19 protein-coding genes are annotated in these 20,426 nt (G+C 44.3%); 17 read left to right on the top strand and 2 right to left on the bottom strand.

Annotation, left to right across the window (positions count from 1 at the left end; genetic code table 11):
- Positions 1 to 6 precede the first annotated feature (6 nt).
- The 17 genes from pyk to CC90_RS0115075 all read left to right on the top strand — a co-directional run bounded on the left by pyk (position 7) and on the right by CC90_RS0115075 (position 17,010).
- Positions 7 to 1,416 carry a pyruvate kinase gene (gene pyk, locus CC90_RS0115155; RefSeq protein ID WP_031391599.1) on the top strand — a complete coding sequence of 470 codons (1,410 nt, stop codon included), beginning with the start codon at positions 7 to 9 and terminating at the stop codon, positions 1,414 to 1,416.
- A 7-nt stretch (positions 1,417 to 1,423) separates the two neighbouring features.
- On the top strand, positions 1,424 to 2,011 hold the full coding sequence (locus CC90_RS0115150) for a nucleoside/nucleotide kinase family protein (RefSeq protein ID WP_031391598.1): 588 nt from the start codon (positions 1,424 to 1,426) through the stop codon (positions 2,009 to 2,011).
- Between the two features lie 26 nt (positions 2,012 to 2,037).
- Positions 2,038 to 2,478 (top strand): YaaR family protein, encoded by a 441-nt coding sequence (locus CC90_RS0115145; RefSeq protein WP_031391597.1) that lies wholly within the window; start codon positions 2,038 to 2,040, stop codon positions 2,476 to 2,478.
- A 62-nt stretch (positions 2,479 to 2,540) separates the two neighbouring features.
- On the top strand, positions 2,541 to 3,563 hold the full coding sequence (locus CC90_RS0115140) for a DNA polymerase III subunit (protein WP_031391596.1): 1,023 nt from the start codon (positions 2,541 to 2,543) through the stop codon (positions 3,561 to 3,563).
- Positions 3,564 to 3,667: 104 nt separating this feature from the next.
- Positions 3,668 to 4,576, top strand: a complete 909-nt coding sequence (locus tag CC90_RS0115135; RefSeq protein WP_031391595.1) for a PSP1 domain-containing protein — start codon at positions 3,668 to 3,670, stop codon at positions 4,574 to 4,576.
- Positions 4,566 to 5,303 carry a tRNA1(Val) (adenine(37)-N6)-methyltransferase gene (locus tag CC90_RS0115130; RefSeq protein WP_031391594.1) on the top strand — a complete coding sequence of 246 codons (738 nt, stop codon included), beginning with the start codon at positions 4,566 to 4,568 and terminating at the stop codon, positions 5,301 to 5,303. Before CC90_RS0115135 ends, CC90_RS0115130 begins: the two co-directional genes overlap by 11 nt.
- A gap of 8 nt (positions 5,304 to 5,311) precedes the next feature.
- Positions 5,312 to 6,160 carry a 16S rRNA (cytidine(1402)-2'-O)-methyltransferase gene (gene rsmI / locus CC90_RS0115125; protein WP_031391593.1) on the top strand — a complete coding sequence of 283 codons (849 nt, stop codon included), beginning with the start codon at positions 5,312 to 5,314 and terminating at the stop codon, positions 6,158 to 6,160.
- 192 nt (positions 6,161 to 6,352) lie between these two features.
- Entirely contained in the window at positions 6,353 to 8,935 is a 2,583-nt protein-coding gene (locus tag CC90_RS0115120; RefSeq protein ID WP_031391592.1) for a PEP/pyruvate-binding domain-containing protein, read from the top strand.
- A gap of 102 nt (positions 8,936 to 9,037) precedes the next feature.
- Positions 9,038 to 9,271 carry an acyl carrier protein gene (gene acpP / locus CC90_RS0115115; RefSeq protein WP_031391591.1) on the top strand — a complete coding sequence of 78 codons (234 nt, stop codon included), beginning with the start codon at positions 9,038 to 9,040 and terminating at the stop codon, positions 9,269 to 9,271.
- Position 9,272: 1 nt separating this feature from the next.
- Positions 9,273 to 10,196, top strand: coding sequence for an enoyl-[acyl-carrier-protein] reductase FabK (gene fabK, locus CC90_RS0115110; RefSeq protein WP_031391590.1), 924 nt, complete (start codon positions 9,273 to 9,275; stop codon positions 10,194 to 10,196).
- 245 nt (positions 10,197 to 10,441) lie between these two features.
- Positions 10,442 to 11,356 (top strand): ACP S-malonyltransferase, encoded by a 915-nt coding sequence (fabD, locus tag CC90_RS0115105; protein WP_031391589.1) that lies wholly within the window; start codon positions 10,442 to 10,444, stop codon positions 11,354 to 11,356.
- Positions 11,357 to 11,434: 78 nt separating this feature from the next.
- A complete protein-coding gene (gene fabG, locus CC90_RS0115100) occupies positions 11,435 to 12,172 on the top strand; it encodes a 3-oxoacyl-[acyl-carrier-protein] reductase (RefSeq protein WP_031391588.1) in 738 nt (245 codons plus the stop codon).
- Positions 12,173 to 12,271: 99 nt separating this feature from the next.
- Positions 12,272 to 13,507: a beta-ketoacyl-ACP synthase II gene (gene fabF, locus CC90_RS0115095; RefSeq protein ID WP_031391587.1), complete on the top strand. Its 1,236-nt coding sequence runs from the start codon at positions 12,272 to 12,274 to the stop codon at positions 13,505 to 13,507.
- Positions 13,508 to 13,558: 51 nt separating this feature from the next.
- Positions 13,559 to 14,002 carry a 3-hydroxyacyl-ACP dehydratase FabZ gene (fabZ, locus tag CC90_RS0115090; RefSeq protein WP_031391586.1) on the top strand — a complete coding sequence of 148 codons (444 nt, stop codon included), beginning with the start codon at positions 13,559 to 13,561 and terminating at the stop codon, positions 14,000 to 14,002.
- Positions 13,999 to 15,072 (top strand): NAD(P)H-dependent flavin oxidoreductase, encoded by a 1,074-nt coding sequence (locus CC90_RS0115085; protein ID WP_031391585.1) that lies wholly within the window; start codon positions 13,999 to 14,001, stop codon positions 15,070 to 15,072. The genes fabZ and CC90_RS0115085 overlap by 4 nt, the downstream gene beginning before the upstream one ends.
- Before the next feature lie 21 nt (positions 15,073 to 15,093).
- Positions 15,094 to 16,098: a beta-ketoacyl-ACP synthase III gene (locus CC90_RS0115080; RefSeq protein ID WP_108702645.1), complete on the top strand. Its 1,005-nt coding sequence runs from the start codon at positions 15,094 to 15,096 to the stop codon at positions 16,096 to 16,098.
- Positions 16,099 to 16,194: 96 nt separating this feature from the next.
- Complete coding sequence (locus CC90_RS0115075; protein ID WP_031391583.1) at positions 16,195 to 17,010, top strand: SDR family NAD(P)-dependent oxidoreductase; 816 nt, start codon at positions 16,195 to 16,197, stop codon at positions 17,008 to 17,010.
- 81 nt (positions 17,011 to 17,091) lie between these two features.
- Here the strand turns inward: CC90_RS0115075 and CC90_RS0115070 are convergent, their stop codons facing one another.
- Both CC90_RS0115070 and CC90_RS0115065 read right to left on the bottom strand, forming a co-directional pair.
- Entirely contained in the window at positions 17,092 to 18,630 is a 1,539-nt protein-coding gene (locus CC90_RS0115070; protein ID WP_031391582.1) for a response regulator transcription factor, read from the bottom strand.
- A 21-nt stretch (positions 18,631 to 18,651) separates the two neighbouring features.
- Positions 18,652 to 20,418, bottom strand: a complete 1,767-nt coding sequence (locus CC90_RS0115065) for a cache domain-containing sensor histidine kinase (RefSeq protein WP_108702644.1) — start codon at positions 20,416 to 20,418, stop codon at positions 18,652 to 18,654.
- Between the last annotated feature and the right edge of the window lie 8 nt (positions 20,419 to 20,426).

Here is a 20,426-nt window from a genome sequence, read left to right as displayed (position 1 = left end):
TGTAACATGAGAAAAACTAAAATAATCTGCACGATAGGACCTTCCAGTGAGAGCGAAGAAAAATTGAGAGAGTTGATGTTAGCAGGCATGAACGTTGCCCGTTTTAACTTTTCCCATGGAACACATAAGCAGCATAAAGAGAAATTAGCCAGAGTAATAAGGTTGAGCGAGGAGCTGAAGCTTCCCGTAGCCACACTTTTGGATACGAAAGGACCGGAAATCCGTCTCTGCGATTTTAAGGACGGCAGAACGGAACTGGTGACCGGGCAGTTCTTTGCCCTGACTACTGAGGATGTATTAGGAGATTCCAAGAGAGCCTCCATTACATACAAGAACTTAAAAAATGACATTTCTGTCGGAATGTCTATCTTAATCGACGATGGTCTGATTGAAATGACAGTAACCGATATTAAGGGAGAGGATATAATTTGTACCGTAGTAAATGGCGGTCCGGTATCCAACCATAAGGGTGTCAATGTGCCCAACGCTATTTTATCCATGCCTTATATAAGCGATACCGACAGGGCTGATATTATTTTCGGCTGTGAAGTAGGCTATGATTTTATTGCGGCTTCCTTTGTCAGAACAAAAGAAGACGTTTTGGAAATAAGAAAGATTTTGGATGAGTACCACAGCACGATGAAGGTTATTTCCAAAATCGAAAATATGCAGGGAATCCAGAACCTGGAAGAGATACTCTCCGTGTCTGACGGCATTATGGTAGCCAGAGGCGACATGGGTGTTGAGGTACCTCTCGAAGAGGTTCCCGTATTGCAGAAGCAGATGATTAAAATGGCTGTGGCGCAGGGTAAGCACGTAATTACGGCGACGCAGATGTTAGAATCTATGATAAAGAATCCGAGACCGACCCGTGCGGAGACCACGGATATCGCCAACGCTATTTATGACGGAACTACGGCAATCATGCTTTCCGGGGAAACTGCGGCAGGCTTATACCCGGTAGAAGCGGTAAAGACCATGGCAAAAATCGCGGAGCGTACGGAAAACGACATCGATTATGATTCTCGCATGAAGAGAAACAGGTGCGAGGACCCGGATATCACCACAGCGATTTCTCACGCTACATGCACCACAGCTTCCGATTTGAACGCATCGGCTATTATCACGGTAACGATGTCAGGTTTTACGGCAGGGATGATTTCCAGATATAAACCGACATGCCCGGTTATCGCATGCGCGGTAAATCCGAGAGTGTGCAGACAGCTCAATTTATCATGGGGCGTAGTTCCTGTATTGATTCAAAAGGAAGAAAAAGCGGACGACTTGTTCGAAGAAGCTACCCATGCGGTAGAAAGAGCAGGCTATGTAAAGAGGGGAGACATTGTCGTACTGACTGCAGGAGTGCCGCTGGGCATTTCAGGCAGGACAAATATGATTCGCGTTATCGAGGTATAAAATTTCAATGGGTAAATTTATCTGTTTTATGGGGAAAAGTTCCACGGGGAAGGATACCATTTTTCAAAAGCTTCTGGAGGATAAGGAACTGGGCCTTAAAACCCTTGTTCCTTATACTACCAGACCTATTCGCGGAGGAGAAGTGAACGGTGTGGAATACTTTTTCACCGATGAGGAGGGCTACCGCAAGCTATTGGAAAGCGGGAAGATCATAGAGGAGAGAACCTATGATACGTATTACGGTCCATGGCGTTATTTTACAGTGGATGACGGAAACATTGACCTAAAACATCAAAGCTATGCAGTAATAGGAACCCTGGAGGCTTATAACAAGCTATGTGAGTTTTTCGGGAAGGACAATATCGTACCGGTGCTCATAGAGGTGGATGATGGCATCAGGCTTACGAGAGCGCTGGAGCGGGAGAAAAAACAGGAAAATCCCGGTTATGAGGAGCTGTGCCGCAGGTATCTCGCGGATTGCGAGGATTTCGGCGAAGAGAAGATAAAGGAAGCGGATATAGGCAGGCGTTTCTATAACGATGATTTGGACCACTGCTTAAAAGAGATTAAAGAGTACATAGTGGAAATATTATAGGCAAAAGCTTGCAGAAGGAGGCAGATATGGATATAAAAGTAAATCAGGTTACGAATCCGGTTCCGGCAGAGCCGGTGGAAAAGCAGCAGCCTGCAGACGGTACATTTAAGTTTACTCTTATCAGCCATATCGAAGAGAAGGAGCTGCAGGCAAGACTTACTTCCCTCATGGAGGAAATTACCATGCAGGGCGATAAGCTTTCCAAGCGCCGCGATGTAAAGGATATGAAGAAGTACCGAGGCTTGATCAAAGAGTTCATGAACGAGGTGGTCAGCCATTCCCATTCTTTTACAAGAGAGAACTTCCTGGACAAGCGAGGACGCCATCGCGTATACGGCATCGTACGTTTGATCGATGAGAAGCTGGATGAGTTGGCGCAGGAGCTGGTAAAAGAAGAAAAGGATAATCTGAGTATACTGAATAAAATCGGGGAAATCAGGGGATTGCTTCTGGATATATTTACTTGATGCAGTATTGTTAAAAAAAGCTATAATGGAAATAGACATTGTGATAAAGCGGGAGGTTCGGCATGGCGAGATTTACGGATATTATCGGGCAGGAACAGCTAAAGGAGCATTTACAGAATGCTCTTAAATTAAATAAAATATCTCATGCATATATCATCAATGGGGAGAGAAGTTCCGGAAAGGAATTTATTGCCGGAATATTTGCTTCGGCTTTGCAGTGTGAAAAAGTACAGCTTCAGGATGAGGATATTCCTTCAGGGAATGTGGAGCCTTGCGGCGAGTGCCGTTCCTGCAAGCAGATGGCTACGGGAAATCAGCCGGATGTCATCTATGTGACGCACGAGAAGCCCGGAACAATAGGGGTGGAGGACATCCGCGGGCAAATTAACGGAAGTGTTGCGATTAAACCCTATAGCAGTCCCCGTAAAGTATATATCATAAACGAAGGCGAGAAGATGACGGTTCAGGCGCAGAATGCCCTGTTAAAGACCTTGGAAGAACCGCCGGAGTATACGGTAATTCTTATTTTGACAACAAATATGGAATCGCTGCTTTCTACGATTCTGAGCCGGTGCGTAGTGCTGAATATGAAGCCGGTGAAGGATATGCAGGTTAAGCGCTTTTTGATGGAGACGATGCAGGTGCCGGATTATAAAGCGGATATTTGCGTGGCTTTCGCCAGAGGAAATATCGGAAAGGCGAAGCTGCTAGCTTCCAGCGAAGACTTTGAGCACGTAAAGGAAGAAGCGATTACACTTTTAAAATATATTAATGATATGGAAATAAACGAAATAGTCGCGGCGATTAAAAAAATCGGCGAATATAAGCTGGACGTGAACGATTATATGGACATTCTGGCGATTTGGTACAGAGATGTCCTCATGTTCAAGGCGACAAACGATGCAAATCACTTGATTTTCAGGGAGGAAATACAGTATATTAGAAAGGTAGCGGACAGAAGCACTTATGAAGGAATCGAACTGGTAATAAGCGCGCTTGAAAAAGCGAAGAACCGCTTGAATGCAAATGTAAACTTCGATTTGACCATGGAGCTTTTGTTCCTGACGGTCAAGGAGAATTCCTGATATTAATGAGTGAAAAGCACTCATAAGAGTGAAAAGCACTCATAAGAGTAAAAGCCACTCAAATGGGTAAAGAACGCTCATAGGAAAAGGAGGATAGTTATTAAATGGTAAAAGTAATAGGTGTACGTTTTAGAACGGCAGGAAAGATTTATTTTTTTGATCCCGGTCGTTTGAGTATAAAAAGAGGCGAGCATGTTATAGTGGAAACCGCCAGAGGAATCGAATACGGAACGGTGGTAGGAGATCCCAGAGAGGTAGAAGAGGAGAAGGTAATCCAGCCCTTGAAGCCGGTGCTGCGCGTTGCTACGGCAAAAGACGGCGAGCAGGAGGAAGCGAATAAGCTCAAGGAAAAAGAGGCCTTTAAGATATGCCTGGAGAAGATAAGAAAACATGAACTGGATATGAAGCTTATCGACGCAGAATATACCTTCGATAACAACAAGGTATTGTTTTATTTTACAGCGGACGGCCGCATCGATTTCCGCGAGCTGGTGAAAGATCTGGCGGCGGTGTTCAAGACGAGAATCGAACTGCGGCAGATCGGTGTCAGAGACGAGACGAAAATCGTGGGAGGCGTGGGCATATGCGGGCGTGCGCTTTGCTGCCATTCCTATCTGTCCGAGTTCGTGCCGGTATCTATCAAGATGGCGAAGGAGCAGAACCTTTCTCTGAATCCTACTAAAATATCAGGTGTCTGCGGACGTCTGATGTGCTGCCTGAAAAATGAGGAAGAGACTTATGAGGATTTGAACCGCAGACTTCCTAATGTAGGTGATTATGTGACCACTGAGGATGGATATAAGGGTGAGGTACAAAGCGTAAATGTCTTAAGGCAGCTTGTGAAGGTAATTATAGAGAAAGACGATGAGAAAGAAATTCAGGAATATAAAGTGGATCAGCTCAGGTTCAAGAAGAAGCATAAGAACATGAAGGTAGAAGTAAGCGACGAGCAGCTTAAAGAATTGGAGAAATTGGAAAAGCAGGAAGGAAAATCTAAACTGGATGACAATTAATCTAAAAGAGAAGGAACGGCTGGATGAACTGCAAAGAAACGGCTATAAGATCATTCAGAACCCCGAAAAGTTCTGCTTTGGAATGGACGCTGTTCTTTTATCCGGATTCGCCCGGGCAGGGGAAGGGGATAAGGTTCTCGATCTCGGTACGGGAACCGGGATTATACCTATACTCATGGAGGCGAAGACGAAGGCAGCCCATTTAACGGGGTTGGAGATTCAGGAAGATAGTGCTGATATGGCGATGCGGAGCGTGGCGCTTAATAATCTTCAGGATAAGATTGCCATCGTGCAGGGAGATTTGAGAGAGGCAGGGACGTTATTCGGAGCTGCTTCTTTTGACGTTATTACATGCAATCCTCCTTACATGACCTCTAATCATGGATTGCAGAACCTTAAGGCGCCCAAGGCGATTGCCCGCCATGAAATATTGTGTACCTTAGAAGACGTGGTGTCGCAGGCAGCAGGGCTTCTTAAGCCCGGCGGGAATTTTTTCATGGTACACAGACCCTTTCGGCTGGCGGAAATTATGGTACTCCTTCATGAATATAGGCTGGAGCCGAAGCGTATGCAGCTTGTATACCCATATGTGGATAAGGAGCCGAATATGGTGCTCATAGAAGCGAACCGGGGCGGCAAGCCGAGGATTACGGTGGAGAAACCTTTGATTGTATATAAAGAACCGGGAGTTTATATGCCGGAAATATATGATATTTACGGATATTAGGAGGCAATATGGCGGGAATATTATATTTGTGTGCGACGCCGATCGGAAATCTGGATGATATGACGCTTCGGGTAATTGATACCCTTAAGAGTGTGGACCTGATTGCGGCGGAGGATACGAGGAACAGCATTAAGCTGTTAAATCATTTCGATATAAAAACGCCGATGACCAGTTATCATGAATATAACCGGGTGGAAAAGGCGCATTATCTAATTGGGCAGATACAGGGAGGAAAGGCGGTAGCGCTCATTACTGACGCAGGGACGCCTGCGATTTCCGATCCGGGTGAAACCCTGGTAGCGCTCTGTCAGGAAGCGGGAATCGTTGTAACCTCTCTTCCGGGAGCTGCAGCGTGTATTACGGCGCTTACTCTATCGGGTTTAAGCACAAGACGGTTTTGTTTCGAAGGCTTTCTGCCCGACAACAAGAAGGAGAAAAAAGCCGTGCTGGAGGAGCTGTCAGGAGAGAGCAGGACGATGATTATCTATGAAGCGCCTCACCATTTAAGAAAGACGCTGGAAGAGCTTTTTGAAGCGTTGGGTGAACGTAAAATCACGATATGCAGGGAGCTTACGAAGAAATTCGAGACGGTATTACCTACGACCATCGAAAAGGCACTTGCCTTTTATGAGGAGAACGAGCCCCGGGGTGAATATGTGCTGGTCATTCAGGGAAAGAGTCTGGAGGAAAAGAAAGAGGAAGCCGCCCTTTCCTGGAAGGAAATGCCTATAGAAGAGCATATGAGATATTATGAAGAGCAGGGAATAGAAAGAAAAGAAGCTATGAAGCTTGCGGCGAAGGACAGAGGAATCGGAAAGCGTGATGTATACCATATGCTTTTAGAAAAAACAGAATAAGGATTCGGCTATTACTGTTCACACAGTAGCTTAACACTTGCTGTTAAGCTACGTAAGAATGTGATGCAAGAGATGATTTCTGCTTCGCGTAGCGAATCTACATGCAGAAATCATGCGTTACTGTGAACGGAGTGAACAGTAACTTCGGCTTATAAACTGGAAACAGATACGGCAGGAGCAGGAGGGAACGCTATGGGAATATTGGATAGTGTCAGTACGGGAATGAAGGGCTTCGACAAGGCGATAGATATGCTTCGTCTGGGAGATAACGTTGTATGGCAGGTGGATTCTATCGAGGATTACTGTTATGTGGTTGCGCCCTATATCGAACAGGCGAGAAAGGATAACCGTAATATTATCTATTTCCGTTTTGGAACGCATAGGCAAGTGGTGGAGGACCTGACCGGTATCAAGATCTATGAGCCCGATCCGGCCATGGGCTTCGAAGGCTTTGCTACGATGATTCACCGTATTATCGGGGAAGAGGGAGTGAAAGCCTTTTATGTTTTTGACTGTCTGACAGAGCTGTTAGCATTCTGGTATTCTGATTTGATGACGGGCAACTTTTTCAGGGTAACCTGCCCTTATCTGTATGAGCTGGATACTATCGCTTATTTTGCCATAAAGCGAAATGTGCATACTTATGATACGATTGCGACCATTCGTGAAACGACGCAGCTTCTGTTAGATGTTTATAAGATAAACGATCGATTTTATATTCATCCTCTGAAGGTATGGCAGAGGTATTCTCCCACTATGTTTTTCCCCCATTACATCGACGGCGACGAGGTGGAGCCGATTACCGCCAGCACCGAGGCTGCGGAGCTTTTTTCAAACTTCAACTGGACGGAGGAACGACTGGATTACTGGCACGTGACCATTAATCGCGCAAGAGAGGCTCTGGAGGGAGAAGAGAAAGAAAAAGAAGAGATGAAGGGGCTTCTCATCGACTTGCTCATCGGAAGGGAATCACGCATGCGGGATATGTGCATGAGCTTTTTTAAGCTATCCGATATTGTAAAGATTGCCGGGAGGGAAATAGGAACGGGATTTATCGGAGGAAAAAGTGTAGGCATGCTTTTAGCGAGGAGGATCATTACGAGGAGCGACGAAGATAAGGCATATTTTAAGCCTCTTCTGGAATCTCATGATTCGTTTTATCTCGGCTCGGATATCTATTATACCTACATAGTGGAAAATGGATGGTGGCAGCTTCGGACGAAACAGAAGACCGAGGAAGGATATTTCACATATGCTCCGGAGCTTAAAGAAAAGCTGCGCGGGGGAAGGTTTCCAAGAATTGTAAAGGATGAATTCATGCAAATGTTGGAATATTATGGACAGTCTCCCATTATTGTGCGTTCCAGCTCACTGTTAGAGGATAATTTCGGCAATGCCTTTGCGGGAAAGTATGAGAGCGTGTTCTGTGTAAATCAAGGAGACCCTGAGAAGCGTCTGGACGATTTTATGGATGCGGTACGAGTGGTTTATGCCAGTACTATGAATGAGGATGCCCTGCATTATAGAAAAAATAGAGGACTGGCCGACAGAGACGAGCAGATGGCGATTCTTGTGCAAAGGGTTTCGGGAGACTATTATGGTGACTATTTCTTTCCCCATATAGCGGGAGTGGGTAACTCCTCGAATCTATATGTATGGGATAAAGAGGTGGACATGGAAGCGGGGATGCTTCGCCTTGTATTCGGCCTTGGAACCCGGGCAGTGGACAGGGTAATCGGGGATTATGTGAAGATTGTAACCTTGGATGACCCTATGAGGCTGCCGCTCATAGGCTATGGGGAAGCTCAGAAATATTCCCAGCACAATATGGATGTGCTGAACCTGAAGGAAAATACACAGGAATCCATAAGCGTGAATATGGTTATAAACTCCGATATTAAGGCGGATAAAAATCTGTTCTGGGTACGGGACTTCGAGACGGAGAGAAGGCTTAGCGAAATCGGAAGAGATGTTTCCGGCGTTCCTCCCATCCTGAATTTTATAAAATTATTAAAGGAAACTGAATTTCCGGAGATAATGAAACGAATGCTTGCGCTTCTGGCTGATAAGTACAATTATCCGGTAGATATAGAGTTTACGGCAAATTACAACAGAGAAGGGGAATTGCACATCAACCTTTTGCAGTGCCGGCCGCTCCAGACGCGGGGACTGGGAAAGACAGTAGATATACCGGAGGAGGTGGATGAGAAAAAGTGTTTGTTCTACTCTCACGGTAATTTCATGGGCGGTAATGTGAGACTTCCCGTCGATTACATTGTCTATGTAAGCGTAAAGGAATATTTAGAGCTGAAGGAGCAGGACAAATATGATATTGCAAGGCAGGTCGGTTTACTTAATCGGGCTCTTAAGGGGAAGAATGCCATGCTGATGGGGCCTGGAAGATGGGGAACGACAACGCCCTCGCTGGGAGTGCCGGTGCATTTTACGGAGCTCATGAATATGTCGGCAGTCTGTGAAATAGCCTATAGTGAAAAAGGAATTATGCCTGAATTATCTTATGGAAGCCATTTCTTCCAGGATTTGGTGGAATCGGGAATCTTCTATGTGGCTCTTTTTGACGGCAGGAAAAATGTCGTTCTGAATGAGGAAAAAGTATTAGAAGCCGAGAACATCGCCTGCGAGATAATCGGAGAAGGATGTGCTGTGAATGCCGATGTGATCCATGTAGTAAGGACTGAGGGAATGGAGCTGTATTCAGATATTGTGAGCCAGAGGGTTCTTTGTTCGGAGCAGTGCGCCGGTAAAATGTTCTGAGACGGACTTTAAAAAACCAGTTGACAAATTGATATAGAGACAATATACTTTGAATATCAAACTAATTTTAAAAAGATAAGTATTATAAAAGGAGATATTAAAATGTTAGAAAGAGTAAAAGAAATTATCCAGGAACAATTGAGCTTAGACGGTGTTGAAATTACGGAAGAATCCTCCTTTAAAGATGATTTGGGAGCGGATTCCCTCGATTTATTCGAATTGGTTATGGCTTTTGAAGAAGAATACGGTATCGAGATTCCTTCTGAGGATCTGGAGCAGATTACGACGGTTGGAGCTGTAATAGAATATATGAAGAACAAAGGCGTAGAAGCATAAGATGGAGACGAGAATAACCAAATTACTGGGAATCGAATATCCGATCATACAAGGCGGCATGGCGTGGGTTGCAGAGTATCACCTTGCGGCGGCGGTATCCGAAGCCGGAGGTCTGGGACTGATAGGAGCGGCCAGCGCTCCTGCGGATATTGTGAGACAGCAGATTCGCGAGGCGAAGAAGCTGACAGATAAACCGGTGGGCGTGAATATCATGCTGTTGAATCCAAATGCCGAAGAAGTGGCAAGGCTCATCGTGGAGGAAGACGTGAAGGTAGTGACCACAGGCGCCGGCAATCCGGGCAAATTCATGGAGCTATGGAAAAATGCAGGAGTAAAAGTGATTCCTGTAGTTGCCAGCGTGGCCATGGCTAAAATGATGGAGCGTGCAGGTGCGGATGCGGTGGTTGCAGAAGGAACCGAAGCCGGAGGCCATATAGGCGAGGCCACCACTATGTCTTTACTTCCTCAGGTAGCGGACGCTGTAAATATCCCGGTGGTAGGAGCAGGCGGAATTGCCGACGGAAGAGGTTTCGCAGCAGCTATAATGCTGGGAGCGGAAGCTGTGCAGATGGGTACGGTATTCGCAACTGCGAAGGAATCCATCGTACATGACAACTTTAAGCAGAAAATCTTTGCTGCCAAGGATATCGATTCGGAGGTGACAGGAAGGAGCACAGGTCATCCGGTGCGTTCCCTTAGAAATAAAATGACGAGGGAATACCTGAAGCTGGAAGAAGAAGGCGCTTCCTTCGAGGAGTTGGAATATCTGACGCTGGGTTCACTGAGAAAGGCCGTGGTAGACGGCGATGTAGTAAACGGAACAATTATGGCAGGACAGATAGCCGGCCTGATAAAAGAAGAAAAGAGCTGCAGTGAAATCATTCGGAAAATCATGTTGCAGGCAGAAAAGTTATTGAAGTTGTAAGACACGAGGTCCGTATGGGCGGAGATTACTGTTCACTTTGTTTTCAGTAACGCATGATTTCTGCAATGCAAAACTTTGCATTTTAATTCGCTCCGCGAAGCAGAAATCATCTCCTGAATCACATTCTTACGCAGCTTAACACCAAGTGTTAAGCTGCTAGTGAACAGTACGGGCAGATTTCTTTTTTTTAATATAATATTTTGATATTCAAAGTAAAATGGTGAATGGAGAGGTAAGATTTTATTATGGGTAAAACAGCATTTATTTTTCCTGGTCAGGGAGCGCAATATGTTGGGATGGGAAAAGACTTTTATGAAGGGTTTACTGTGAGCAGGGAAATGTTCGAACTGGCAGAAAAAGCAGTCGGCCTGGATGTAGCTTCTCTCTGCTTCGAGGAAAATGAAAGAATTCATATTACGGAGTATACACAGATAGCGATGCTTGCGACTGAGGTCGCTATTTTAAAAGCGATAGAGGAAAAAGGATATAAGCCTGATGTGACGGCAGGTTTAAGTCTGGGAGAATACGGTGCGCTTGCAGCAGCAGGAATCATGAGCCCGGAGGATATATTCAGGATAGTGAGAAAAAGAGGCATTTACATGCAGGAGGCCGTGCCCCAGGGGGGAGCCATGACAGCAGTACTCGGCCTTCCGGCAGATATAATAGAAAAGATATGTGAAAAGATAGAAGGTTCTGTAAGTATAGCCAATTATAATTGCCCGGGACAAATCGTAATTACGGGAGAGGCACATGCAGTAGAAAAAGCAGGTTCACAGTTACTGGAGGAGGGAGCGAAAAGATGTATTCCTCTGAATGTGAGCGGGCCGTTCCATTCTCCCCTTCTTGCAGGGGCCGGAGAAAAGCTGGGAGAGGAGCTGCAAAGTGCTGAGGTGAACGATATAGGGGTTCCTTATCTTTCCAACGTAACAGGAGATTACGTAACGGATAAGGAGCAGGTGAAGCCGCTCTTAGTACGTCAGGTATCCTCGTCCGTGAAATGGCAGCAGAGCGTGGAGCGCATGTTGGAGGACGGAGTTGATACATTTATAGAAATAGGGCCGGGCAAGACGCTCAGCGGATTCATACGGAAAATTAACAAGGACGTAAAAGCAATTAATATTGAAAAAGTAGAAGATTTGGAGAAGCTTGAACAGATATAGTCTCCGATAGAAGAACGTAACTATGAAGGTACAAAGAAGGTAAATAATGGTTACAAATAAAGGTAAAGGAGTATGAAAATGTTAGAGGGAAAAGTAGCGCTTATAACTGGTGCCAGCCGGGGAATCGGCCGTGAAATAGCACTTACGCTGGCAAGCTATGGAGCAGATATCATTGTAAACTACAACGGCAGTGCAGACAAGGCGAACGAGGTGGTAAAGGAAATTGAGGCTATTGGAAGAAGAGCAGTGTCGGTACAATGCTCAGTTTCCGAGTATGAAGCTTGCGGAAGAATGATAACGGATATGCTGGAGGCGTTCGGACATATCGATATTCTTGTAAACAACGCAGGAATTACAAAAGATAACCTTATGATCAAGATGACTGAAGAGGATTTTGATGGGGTAATAGATACGAACCTAAAAGGGACCTTTAACACGATAAAGCATATGTATCGGCCATTTATTAAGCAAAGGAGCGGAAGGATCATAAACCTATCCTCCGTATCCGGAGTGCTGGGCAATCCCGGTCAGGCGAATTATGCAGCCTCCAAAGCCGGAGTGATCGGGCTTACCAAAAGTATGGCGAAGGAGCTTGCAAGCAGAAATATTACGGTGAACGCAGTTGCGCCGGGATATATCGATACGGATATGACACAGGCTATGAGTGAAGCTGCAAGGGAAGCGGTTATTGCACAGATACCGCTTAAGCGTGCCGGGCAGCCGAAGGACATTGCGGAAATGGTGGCATTTTTGGCCAGCGACAAGGCTGGGTATATTACAGGTCAGGTAATTTCGGTAGATGGTGGTATGGCCTAGGCGGCAGAGATGATAAATGGCAGAAGGAGATTTGAGCTTAAGGTGTGCAAGGACACCCGCACAAAGTCTCCAGATTTTGAAAGGAGCATAAGTATAAAAATGAGCAGGAGAGTAGTTGTTACCGGTTTAGGGGCTATTACGCCCATAGGGCTTAGTGTGGATGAATTTTGGACCAGTGTGAAAGCAGGAAAAGTAGGATTTGATAAAATTACAAAGTTCGACACTTCCGAATACAAGTGTAAGCTGGCGGCGGAGGTAAAGGGCTTTGAGGCGAAGGATTTCATGGATGTCAAGGCGGGCAAGAGAATGGAGCTGTTCAGTCAGTATGCGGTAGCGGCTACCAAAGAGGCGCTTGAGGATGCCGGAATCGATATGGAAAAGGAAGACGGATTTAGAGTAGGAGTTTCCATGGGTTCAGGTATCGGTTCCCTGCAAGCCATGGAAAGAGAGCATACCAAGCTTTTGGAAAAAGGGCCTGGGCGCGTTAATCCCTTGCTTGTACCCCTTATGATATGTAATATGGCGGCGGGTAATGTGTCAATTCAGTTCGGGTTGAAGGGAAAAAATATTAATGTTGTTACAGCATGCGCCACAGGGACCAATTCTATCGGAGAGGCATTCCGCTCCATTCAGTACGGAGAGGCGGATGTAATGGTAGCCGGAGGAACGGAAAGCAGTATTACACCGGTAGGTGTTGCCGGGTTTACAGCGTTGACGGCACTCACTTCTTCGGAAGATAAAAACAGATGCTCCATTCCTTTCGATAAGGAAAGAAGCGGGTTCGTCATGGGAGAAGGCTCGGCAGCGGTAATCTTAGAGGAATTGGAGCATGCAAAAAAGAGAGGCGCTAAGATTTACGCAGAGGTAGTAGGCTATGGCTGTACGGCGGACGCTTATCACATCACCTCCCCGGCGGAGGATGGGGAAGGTGCGGCGAAGGCCATGGAATTTGCCATCGGGGATGCGGGAATCCGGCCCGAGGACATTACCTATATCAACGCCCACGGAACGAGCACTCATCACAACGATTTATTCGAAACGAGAGCGATTAAGAAAGCCTTTGGCGATCATGCCCGGAATGTAAAAATTAATTCAACAAAATCTATGGTAGGTCATTTGCTCGGTGCAGCAGGAGCTCTTGAATTCGTGACTTGTGTAAAGGAATTGGAAGAGGGTTATATTCACCGCACAGTGGGTTATCAGATCCCGGATGAAGAGTGTGACTTGGATTATTGCAAGGAAGCTGTAGAAGAAGCATTTACTTACGCACTTTCTAATTCGCTGGGATTCGGCGGACACAATTCCACTATAATTGCAAAGAAATACACGGAATAAAAAGACAAAATAAATGAAGAGTGAGTAAAGAACACTCATTAGGAGATAGAGATGTCCGTTTTGACAACAAAGGAAATTATGGAAATCATCCCTCACAGACACCCGTTCCTGCTCGTGGATACCATAGAGGAGCTGGAACCGGGCGTAAGGGCGAAGGGAAAAAAATGCGTGACCTATAACGAGCCGTTTTTTGCGGGGCATTTCCCGTCAGAGCCGGTTATGCCGGGAGTGCTTGTAGTGGAGGCACTGGCGCAGGTAGGTGCCGTAGCATTGCTCAGTCAGCCCGGTTTCAAAGGAAAGACTGCATATTTCGGAGCAATCAATTCGGCAAAATTCAAGAAAAAAATTGTGCCCGGAGATGTACTTATGCTGGAAACAGAAATTATTAAAATAAAAGGCCCTATCGGCATAGGAAGCGCAAAGGCATATGTGGATGGAAAGCTGGCAGTGCAGGCAGAGCTTACTTTTGCCATAGGCAGCCTGGAGGAATCATGAGCGATAGTTTATTAAAACCCTTAAAAATCGGAGACCTGACAGCGAAGATTCCGGTGGTCCAGGGCGGAATGGGCGTAGGTATCAGTCTGTCCGGACTGGCGGGAGCAGTAGCGGCTCAGGGCGGTGTAGGCGTAATCTCCACCGCGCAAATCGGTTACAAAAGCGAAAACTTTGGCAGAGACCCGATAGGGTGTAATCTCCGTGCTATAAAAGAGGAAATAGATAAAGCAAGAAAAATTGCCGGAAGCGGAATTATCGGCGTTAATATTATGGTGGCGACAAAACGATATGAGGAATACGTAAAGGCAGCAATAGCTGCAGGCGTGGACATTATCATATCGGGGGCAGGGCTGCCGATGACTCTGCCTGAGCTGGTAGGAAAGGCCAAGACAAAGATTGCGCCTATCGTTTCAAGCCTTAAGTCGGCGCAGATTATCTTAAAATATTGGATGAAGAAGTATGACAGATTACCGGATATGGTCGTTATAGAAGGTCCTTTGGCCGGAGGACATCTCGGCTTTAAGGGGGAGCAGCTCAGCCATATAGAGGAGCTGAATTATGACGAAGAAATCCGCAGGATTATCGGGCATGTAACAGAATGCGCAAGTGAGCATGGCAGAGAAATTCCGGTAGTGATTGCGGGAGGAATCTATACGAGAGAAGATGCGGAGCACGCTTTTTCACTTGGAGCCTCCGGCGTCCAGGTAGCGACCCGATTTGTAACGACTTATGAATGCGACGCTTCTGAGGCATACAAACAGGCATACATAGATGCCTCTGAGGAAGACATTATAATCGTAAAAAGTCCGGTAGGAATGCCGGCACGTGCCATTGCTAACGAGTTTACGAGAAGAACTGCAGAAGGAAGAATACCTCCCAGGAAGTGCTTCGATTGTATCATAACCTGCAACCCGGCAGAAACGCCGTATTGCATCACGCAGGCTCTCATAAATGCAGTAAATGGAAATGTAAAGGACGGACTTCTTTTCTGCGGGTCAAATGCTTGCAGGGCCAAGAAGCTGGAACATGTAAAGGATATTATGAAAGAATTTGAAATAGACGGAGAATAGTGTTAGAAAGGCAAGGTTATTATTATGATGAGAATAATAGGGACGGGAAGCTGTCTCCCCTTAAGTGTGGTAACCAACGATGATTTATCAAAAATCATGGATACCTCCGATGAATGGATTTCCAGCCGTACGGGTATAAAAGAGAGAAGGCTGGCAAAGGAAGAGACCACAGCCTCCATGGCTGCGGAAGCTTCGCAAAGAGCGCTTAAAAATGCAGGAATCGGTGTGGAGGATATCGATTTAATTATTGTGGGGACAATTACCGGAGACTATGTAACTCCATCTACCTCCTGCGAGGTGCAGGCAAAGCTAGGTGCGGCAAGCGCAGTAGCTTTCGATATAAACGCTGCTTGCTCCGGCTTTATGTTCGCCCTTCATACTGCTTACGTTTATTTGCAGTCAGGAATTTATAAAACGGCGCTGGTGGTCGGGGCGGAGACGCTGTCCAAAATTATGGACTGGAACGATAGAAGCACCTGTGTTCTTTTTGGAGACGGAGCGGGGGCAGCCGTAGTGCGGGCATATACGGACGAAGAATCGGGAGAGCACGAAATAGGAAGAAGCGGCGCGAGGGGCCTGCTTGCCTTCTCTCAGGGATCTGATGGAGCAAAGGGAAGTGTTCTTGCGTGCAGGGACCGTGTAAATAATAACCCGTTGATTCAAAATCCCTTTGAAATGGGTTATGTATCCATGGATGGTCAGGAAGTGTATAAGTTCGCAGTGAGTACTGTGCCTTCATCTATTATAAAGGTGCTTGAAACGTCGCAGCTGAAAACAGAGGATATTAAATATTTTGTACTTCATCAGGCGAACATCCGAATCATTCAGTCCGTAGCAAAGCGTCTGAAAGTAAGCGAAGATAAGTTCCCTTTAAGTCTGGATCATTGCGGGAACATATCTGCGGCAAGCGTACCCATTCTTCTGGATGAGATGAATCAGAAGGGAATGCTTAGCCCGGGAGATAAGATAGTTATGTCCGGCTTTGGCGCCGGGCTCACGTGGGGAACTGCCGTAATCGAATGGTAGGGAAAATCGTCGATTGCATTATTTTTCTTTAACGGATATACTGAGGATAATAGGAAGTATTATATCATGTATTTCAAGAAAAAGGAGAATAGTGCGATGAAAAATGTTTGTGTTGTTACAGGCGGCGGAAGCGGCATGGGACTGGCAACTGCTGAAATTATGGGAAAAGACCATTATATTGTGCTGGTAGGACGTACTCCCGGCAAGCTTGAGAATGCGCTTGCTAAGCTGCACAGTATGGGTGTGGAAGCGGAGAGTTTCCCCTGTGATGTAAGCAGCAGGGAATCCGTTCAGACTTTGGCGGAGCACGTGCAGTCATTAGGCCAAGTGAAGGCCGTGATTCATGCAGCAGGAATGTCTCCCCACATGGGCGGCGGAGATATTATTTTCAATGTCAATGCCATGGGAACTATTTATATGAACGAAGAGTTGGCTAAAATAATGCCGGCAGGAAGCTGCATTCTAAATGTTTCTTCCATGTCTGCGTACATGGTGCCTGCGGATAAGGTTCCCTCGGAAGTATATAAATTGAGTCTAAGCGATTCTTCCGTTTTTCAGGAAAAAATGCTCGGCATCGTTTCCTCCGTTCCGGGAGAAATGAGCTCGAATATGGCATATACGCTGTCGAAAAATTTCGTGGTATGGTATTCGGAAAAAGCTGCTTGTATTCATGGAAAAAATGGAATCCGCATACTCTCCGTTTCTCCTGGGACCTTTAAAACTCCTATGGGCGAACTGGAAGGAGAACAGGCGGCATCCTTCGCGCTGGCGAGTGCGCTTGGACGGCTTGGAGAACCGGAAGAAATCGGTGAGCTGATGGCGTTCCTGGCGAGTGAAAAATGCAGTTATCTGACAGGTGTTGACATACTGTGCGATGGCGGTACCATTGCAGCTATGCGTTCCAGAAGCTAGTACCTAACACTAATAATTAATGAAAATAATAAGTATCTTAGCAAGAAGCCGCTGCAAATATTTTGCAGCGGCTTCCTACTTCTATACATCGCCATGAATTTTTTTCATATAAACGCTTGGCGACAATCCTGTACTTTTCTTAAAAATCTGATTAAAATACGGCGGATTATTTCCGCAACCGACAAGCTCTGCAATTTCCTGAATTTTTATGGGATTTTGTTCTGCCAGAAGCTCCTTGGCTTTCTTAACCTTCTCATCAGTTAAATATTTAGAAAAGGTTTCCCCTGTTTCCTTAATAAATTTTTTACTTACATAATCCACATTCATATAAAGATAATTGTCGGCAATCCACTTTAAGGAAAGATCCGGATCGGATAAATGTTCCTGTACATAAGTCTGTATCTTGGCGCTAATAGTGCCGGCAGCAGTATAAGAATGATATTTATGATAGAGGGTTTCCAATAATTGTCTAAGAGAGCTTGTAATTTCCTGGCAATTGGAGGAAGACCCTACTCCCGCTAGAAATTCTGCGGCAAAAAGAGCGTGATAGGATATATTTTTGGAGGAAGATATAACGATAACGGAAGAAACCAGCTGCTTTAAAAAATTAATATCCGTTATGGTTTGCAAAACGCTGAGCAATGAATGAATAGCCTTTGCGGATTCCTCTCTGTCGTCTACGTAAATTTGCGCAGTATAGTTTTGAACTTCGCGGATAATATTTTGATAATTGCTTATTCTCGTTACTATTGTGCCATCGGTATATATAATTTGTTCATAAAGGCGTATATGATAAATAATCTTATTTAAAGCCAACTCAAAGTTGTCAAAAGAATTTCTCTGATATAGAATCCCGGTACTTTGATTAGAAAAATTGAGCTTAGACATAAATACATCCATTTCTTCATACGAAGTACCAAAAGAAGGAAAAAAAAGTACAAGAGTATTATGCACATAGAGATAATTAAAAGAAATACCGGGAGAATTATTTTCACGATAATGTTCAATTAAATCAATAAGATTTTGCATATTCTCTTCTATAAGATAATAGAAATAACAAACCTCGTAGAGAGTGGTATAAAAATCCAGGTATTTACTGTAATCTTTATGGAACGGAACATAACTGTCCTTGGATAAAGAATTTTGAGAAGTAAGGCCATCGTTAATTAAATTGATAAGCAGGTTTTGCCGGAATTGGTTAAGGAGCGGTAAATTATCCTGCACATTTCTTCTGGTCGCAAGCTTATCATAGTAGTCATGTATTACATCTTTTAAACTGGATATAATCTGTTCCTCATTGCAGGGCTTAAGCAGATAATAGCGCACGCCATACTGCATCGCTTTTTTCGCATATTCGAAATCGCTGTATCCGGTTAAAATGATAAATTGAGTATCTTTGTTGACTGCATAAATTTTCTGAATCAGCTCCAATCCCGATAGACCGGGCATTTTGATATCTGTGAGTACAATGTCCGGATATTCGTCGAGAATCATATTATATGCTTCTATCCCGTCCTTAGCGGTTCCCATCAATGAAATACCCAGGCTTTTCCAATCAATTAATTCGGAGATGGTTTCGCGTATTATCTTTTCGTCGTCTGCAATTAATAATTTCAACATGTAAGCATACACTCCTATTTTTTATATTTTATTTACCGGAATGGTTACTTGGGCGACAGCGGTATCCTCGTCCTTATTGTATAGATTCAGCCCATAGGAGGAGCCGTAGGTAAGCTGGATGCGCTGATGAATATTCAAAAGTCCAATTCCAAAGCCATGTGGGATTACCTCTTGCTTATTTAACTTTTCCAAAAGGTGTTCCTCGAATTGGGAACCGCTGTTTATGATGTTTATAAATACCGTTTCATTGCAAATATGCCCTTCTATTTCGATATGGCACACATCGATACTTTCTTCCATGCCATAGTTAATGGAATTTTCTACCAAGGGCTGTAAAATAAGCAGCGGAATTTCGACTTGGAGAATGGAAGGATCCACATTTTCTATAAAGGATAAGCGGTCAGGGAAACGTATTTTCTGAATATTCATATAGCATTTTACAATATCCAAATCATCAGCAACGGTATGCTGGGTATCCTTATTGCTAAGTGTAACCCGCAGCAAGGAGCCAAGTGATTCGATCATAAGTGAAATATCCTTTTCCCCAATTGCTTTTGCCCGCCAGTTTACGGATTCCAAAGTATTATATAGAAAATGCGGATTGATTTGACTTTCCAAAGCTTTTATTTTAGCATCTTTTCTAAGAATTTCGTTTACATAGTTTTCTTGAATCAGAAGCTGAAGCTTGATGGCCATTTGATCGAATTGATTATGGAGCATTCCGACTTCGTCCTTACGGTGATCATAATGCCCTCCTATATCGGGTAATTTCGATTCATCTTTTCCAAAGGCATCCATTTTCTGTATAAGAAGATAAAAATCTTTCATAATGGAGCGAATCAACAATCTGGAAAGAATCAAAGACATTATTACACAGAAAAGTATAACGCTCAAGGAAAGAAGCATGGACATATTAATGGTGTCTGAAATATAATCATATGGAATTAAACAAATATAATTCCATGAAGGATTGGAAATAGTTCCCCGTACGCAAAAGTACTTGCTTTTTCCGATCTTAAGCACATCGTAATTTTCAGAGAGAGAGGATTGAATCGATGCCACAGTAGAGGCGTCTAAGGATTTGGAATGGAAGATTTCATGTGTTCCGTCATATATAATGTACTGGGCAAAGTCCGTATCCAATAACGACCGGGTCGAGGATTTGATCATTTTTTCCATGTCGATGGAAACAACTAAGGTACCGATCGTTTCATATTTCAAGTTATTAATTTTCCTTGAATCTCTTCCGAGAAAAAGGCCATAGGTATTACAGTAATCGGTTACCCAGCACGGATAGCCCGAATTTTGATTGGCTTTTTGGATAACTGCCTGATGAATGTCATCCGGAGTGGAAGTACTTTTACTCTCATAGCTATAAGTAACAAAGCGGGGATTATATAAATTAATATAGCTGATATTATTTAGTTTATATGTCTGGTAGTAATCGCTGATTAAATATTTTAAAGTGTTCTTAATATTTCGTATTCCGATTTCAGAAGTTTCTTCATCTAATGCAATTAGATTTTTGCGTATATTTTGGTTTGATAGAATAGAGCTTGACATGGATTCTATATTGGATAATTTAAAAGAAATATTCTCCGCAGTGTAATTTAAGGAGCCTTGTAATGATTCATACAGTAAACGATTACTGGATTTTTGAACCATATCGATGCTTACGAGTGAAGCAGCTACATTAATAAATAAGACTACTAGAATAATAAAAATAATTTTAGTATTAAGCGAAAAACAACTTAATTTATATTCCAAATACTGTAATGCCTTCCTCATAATCCCAA

Source organism: Kineothrix alysoides, from assembly GCF_000732725.1.
Taxonomy (GTDB): domain Bacteria; phylum Bacillota; class Clostridia; order Lachnospirales; family Lachnospiraceae; genus Kineothrix; species Kineothrix alysoides.
This window is presented reverse-complemented; position numbering and strand designations above follow the sequence as displayed.

Bases quoted from the DNA above. Each gene is read 5' to 3' on its own strand.
- pyk (WP_031391599.1), top strand. From the start codon at position 7: ATGAGAAAAACTAAAATAATCTGCACGATAGGACCTTCCAGTGAGAGC.
- CC90_RS0115150 (WP_031391598.1), top strand. From the start codon at position 1,424: ATGGGTAAATTTATCTGTTTTATGGGGAAAAGTTCCACGGGGAAGGAT.
- CC90_RS0115145 (WP_031391597.1), top strand. From the start codon at position 2,038: ATGGATATAAAAGTAAATCAGGTTACGAATCCGGTTCCGGCAGAGCCG.
- CC90_RS0115140 (WP_031391596.1), top strand. From the start codon at position 2,541: ATGGCGAGATTTACGGATATTATCGGGCAGGAACAGCTAAAGGAGCAT.
- CC90_RS0115135 (WP_031391595.1), top strand. From the start codon at position 3,668: ATGGTAAAAGTAATAGGTGTACGTTTTAGAACGGCAGGAAAGATTTAT.
- CC90_RS0115130 (WP_031391594.1), top strand. From the start codon at position 4,566: ATGACAATTAATCTAAAAGAGAAGGAACGGCTGGATGAACTGCAAAGA.
- rsmI (WP_031391593.1), top strand. From the start codon at position 5,312: ATGGCGGGAATATTATATTTGTGTGCGACGCCGATCGGAAATCTGGAT.
- CC90_RS0115120 (WP_031391592.1), top strand. From the start codon at position 6,353: ATGGGAATATTGGATAGTGTCAGTACGGGAATGAAGGGCTTCGACAAG.
- acpP (WP_031391591.1), top strand. From the start codon at position 9,038: ATGTTAGAAAGAGTAAAAGAAATTATCCAGGAACAATTGAGCTTAGAC.
- fabK (WP_031391590.1), top strand. From the start codon at position 9,273: ATGGAGACGAGAATAACCAAATTACTGGGAATCGAATATCCGATCATA.
- fabD (WP_031391589.1), top strand. From the start codon at position 10,442: ATGGGTAAAACAGCATTTATTTTTCCTGGTCAGGGAGCGCAATATGTT.
- fabG (WP_031391588.1), top strand. From the start codon at position 11,435: ATGTTAGAGGGAAAAGTAGCGCTTATAACTGGTGCCAGCCGGGGAATC.
- fabF (WP_031391587.1), top strand. From the start codon at position 12,272: ATGAGCAGGAGAGTAGTTGTTACCGGTTTAGGGGCTATTACGCCCATA.
- fabZ (WP_031391586.1), top strand. From the start codon at position 13,559: ATGTCCGTTTTGACAACAAAGGAAATTATGGAAATCATCCCTCACAGA.
- CC90_RS0115085 (WP_031391585.1), top strand. From the start codon at position 13,999: ATGAGCGATAGTTTATTAAAACCCTTAAAAATCGGAGACCTGACAGCG.
- CC90_RS0115075 (WP_031391583.1), top strand. From the start codon at position 16,195: ATGAAAAATGTTTGTGTTGTTACAGGCGGCGGAAGCGGCATGGGACTG.
- CC90_RS0115070 (WP_031391582.1), bottom strand. From the start codon at position 18,630: ATGTTGAAATTATTAATTGCAGACGACGAAAAGATAATACGCGAAACC.
- CC90_RS0115065 (WP_108702644.1), bottom strand. From the start codon at position 20,418: ATGAGGAAGGCATTACAGTATTTGGAATATAAATTAAGTTGTTTTTCG.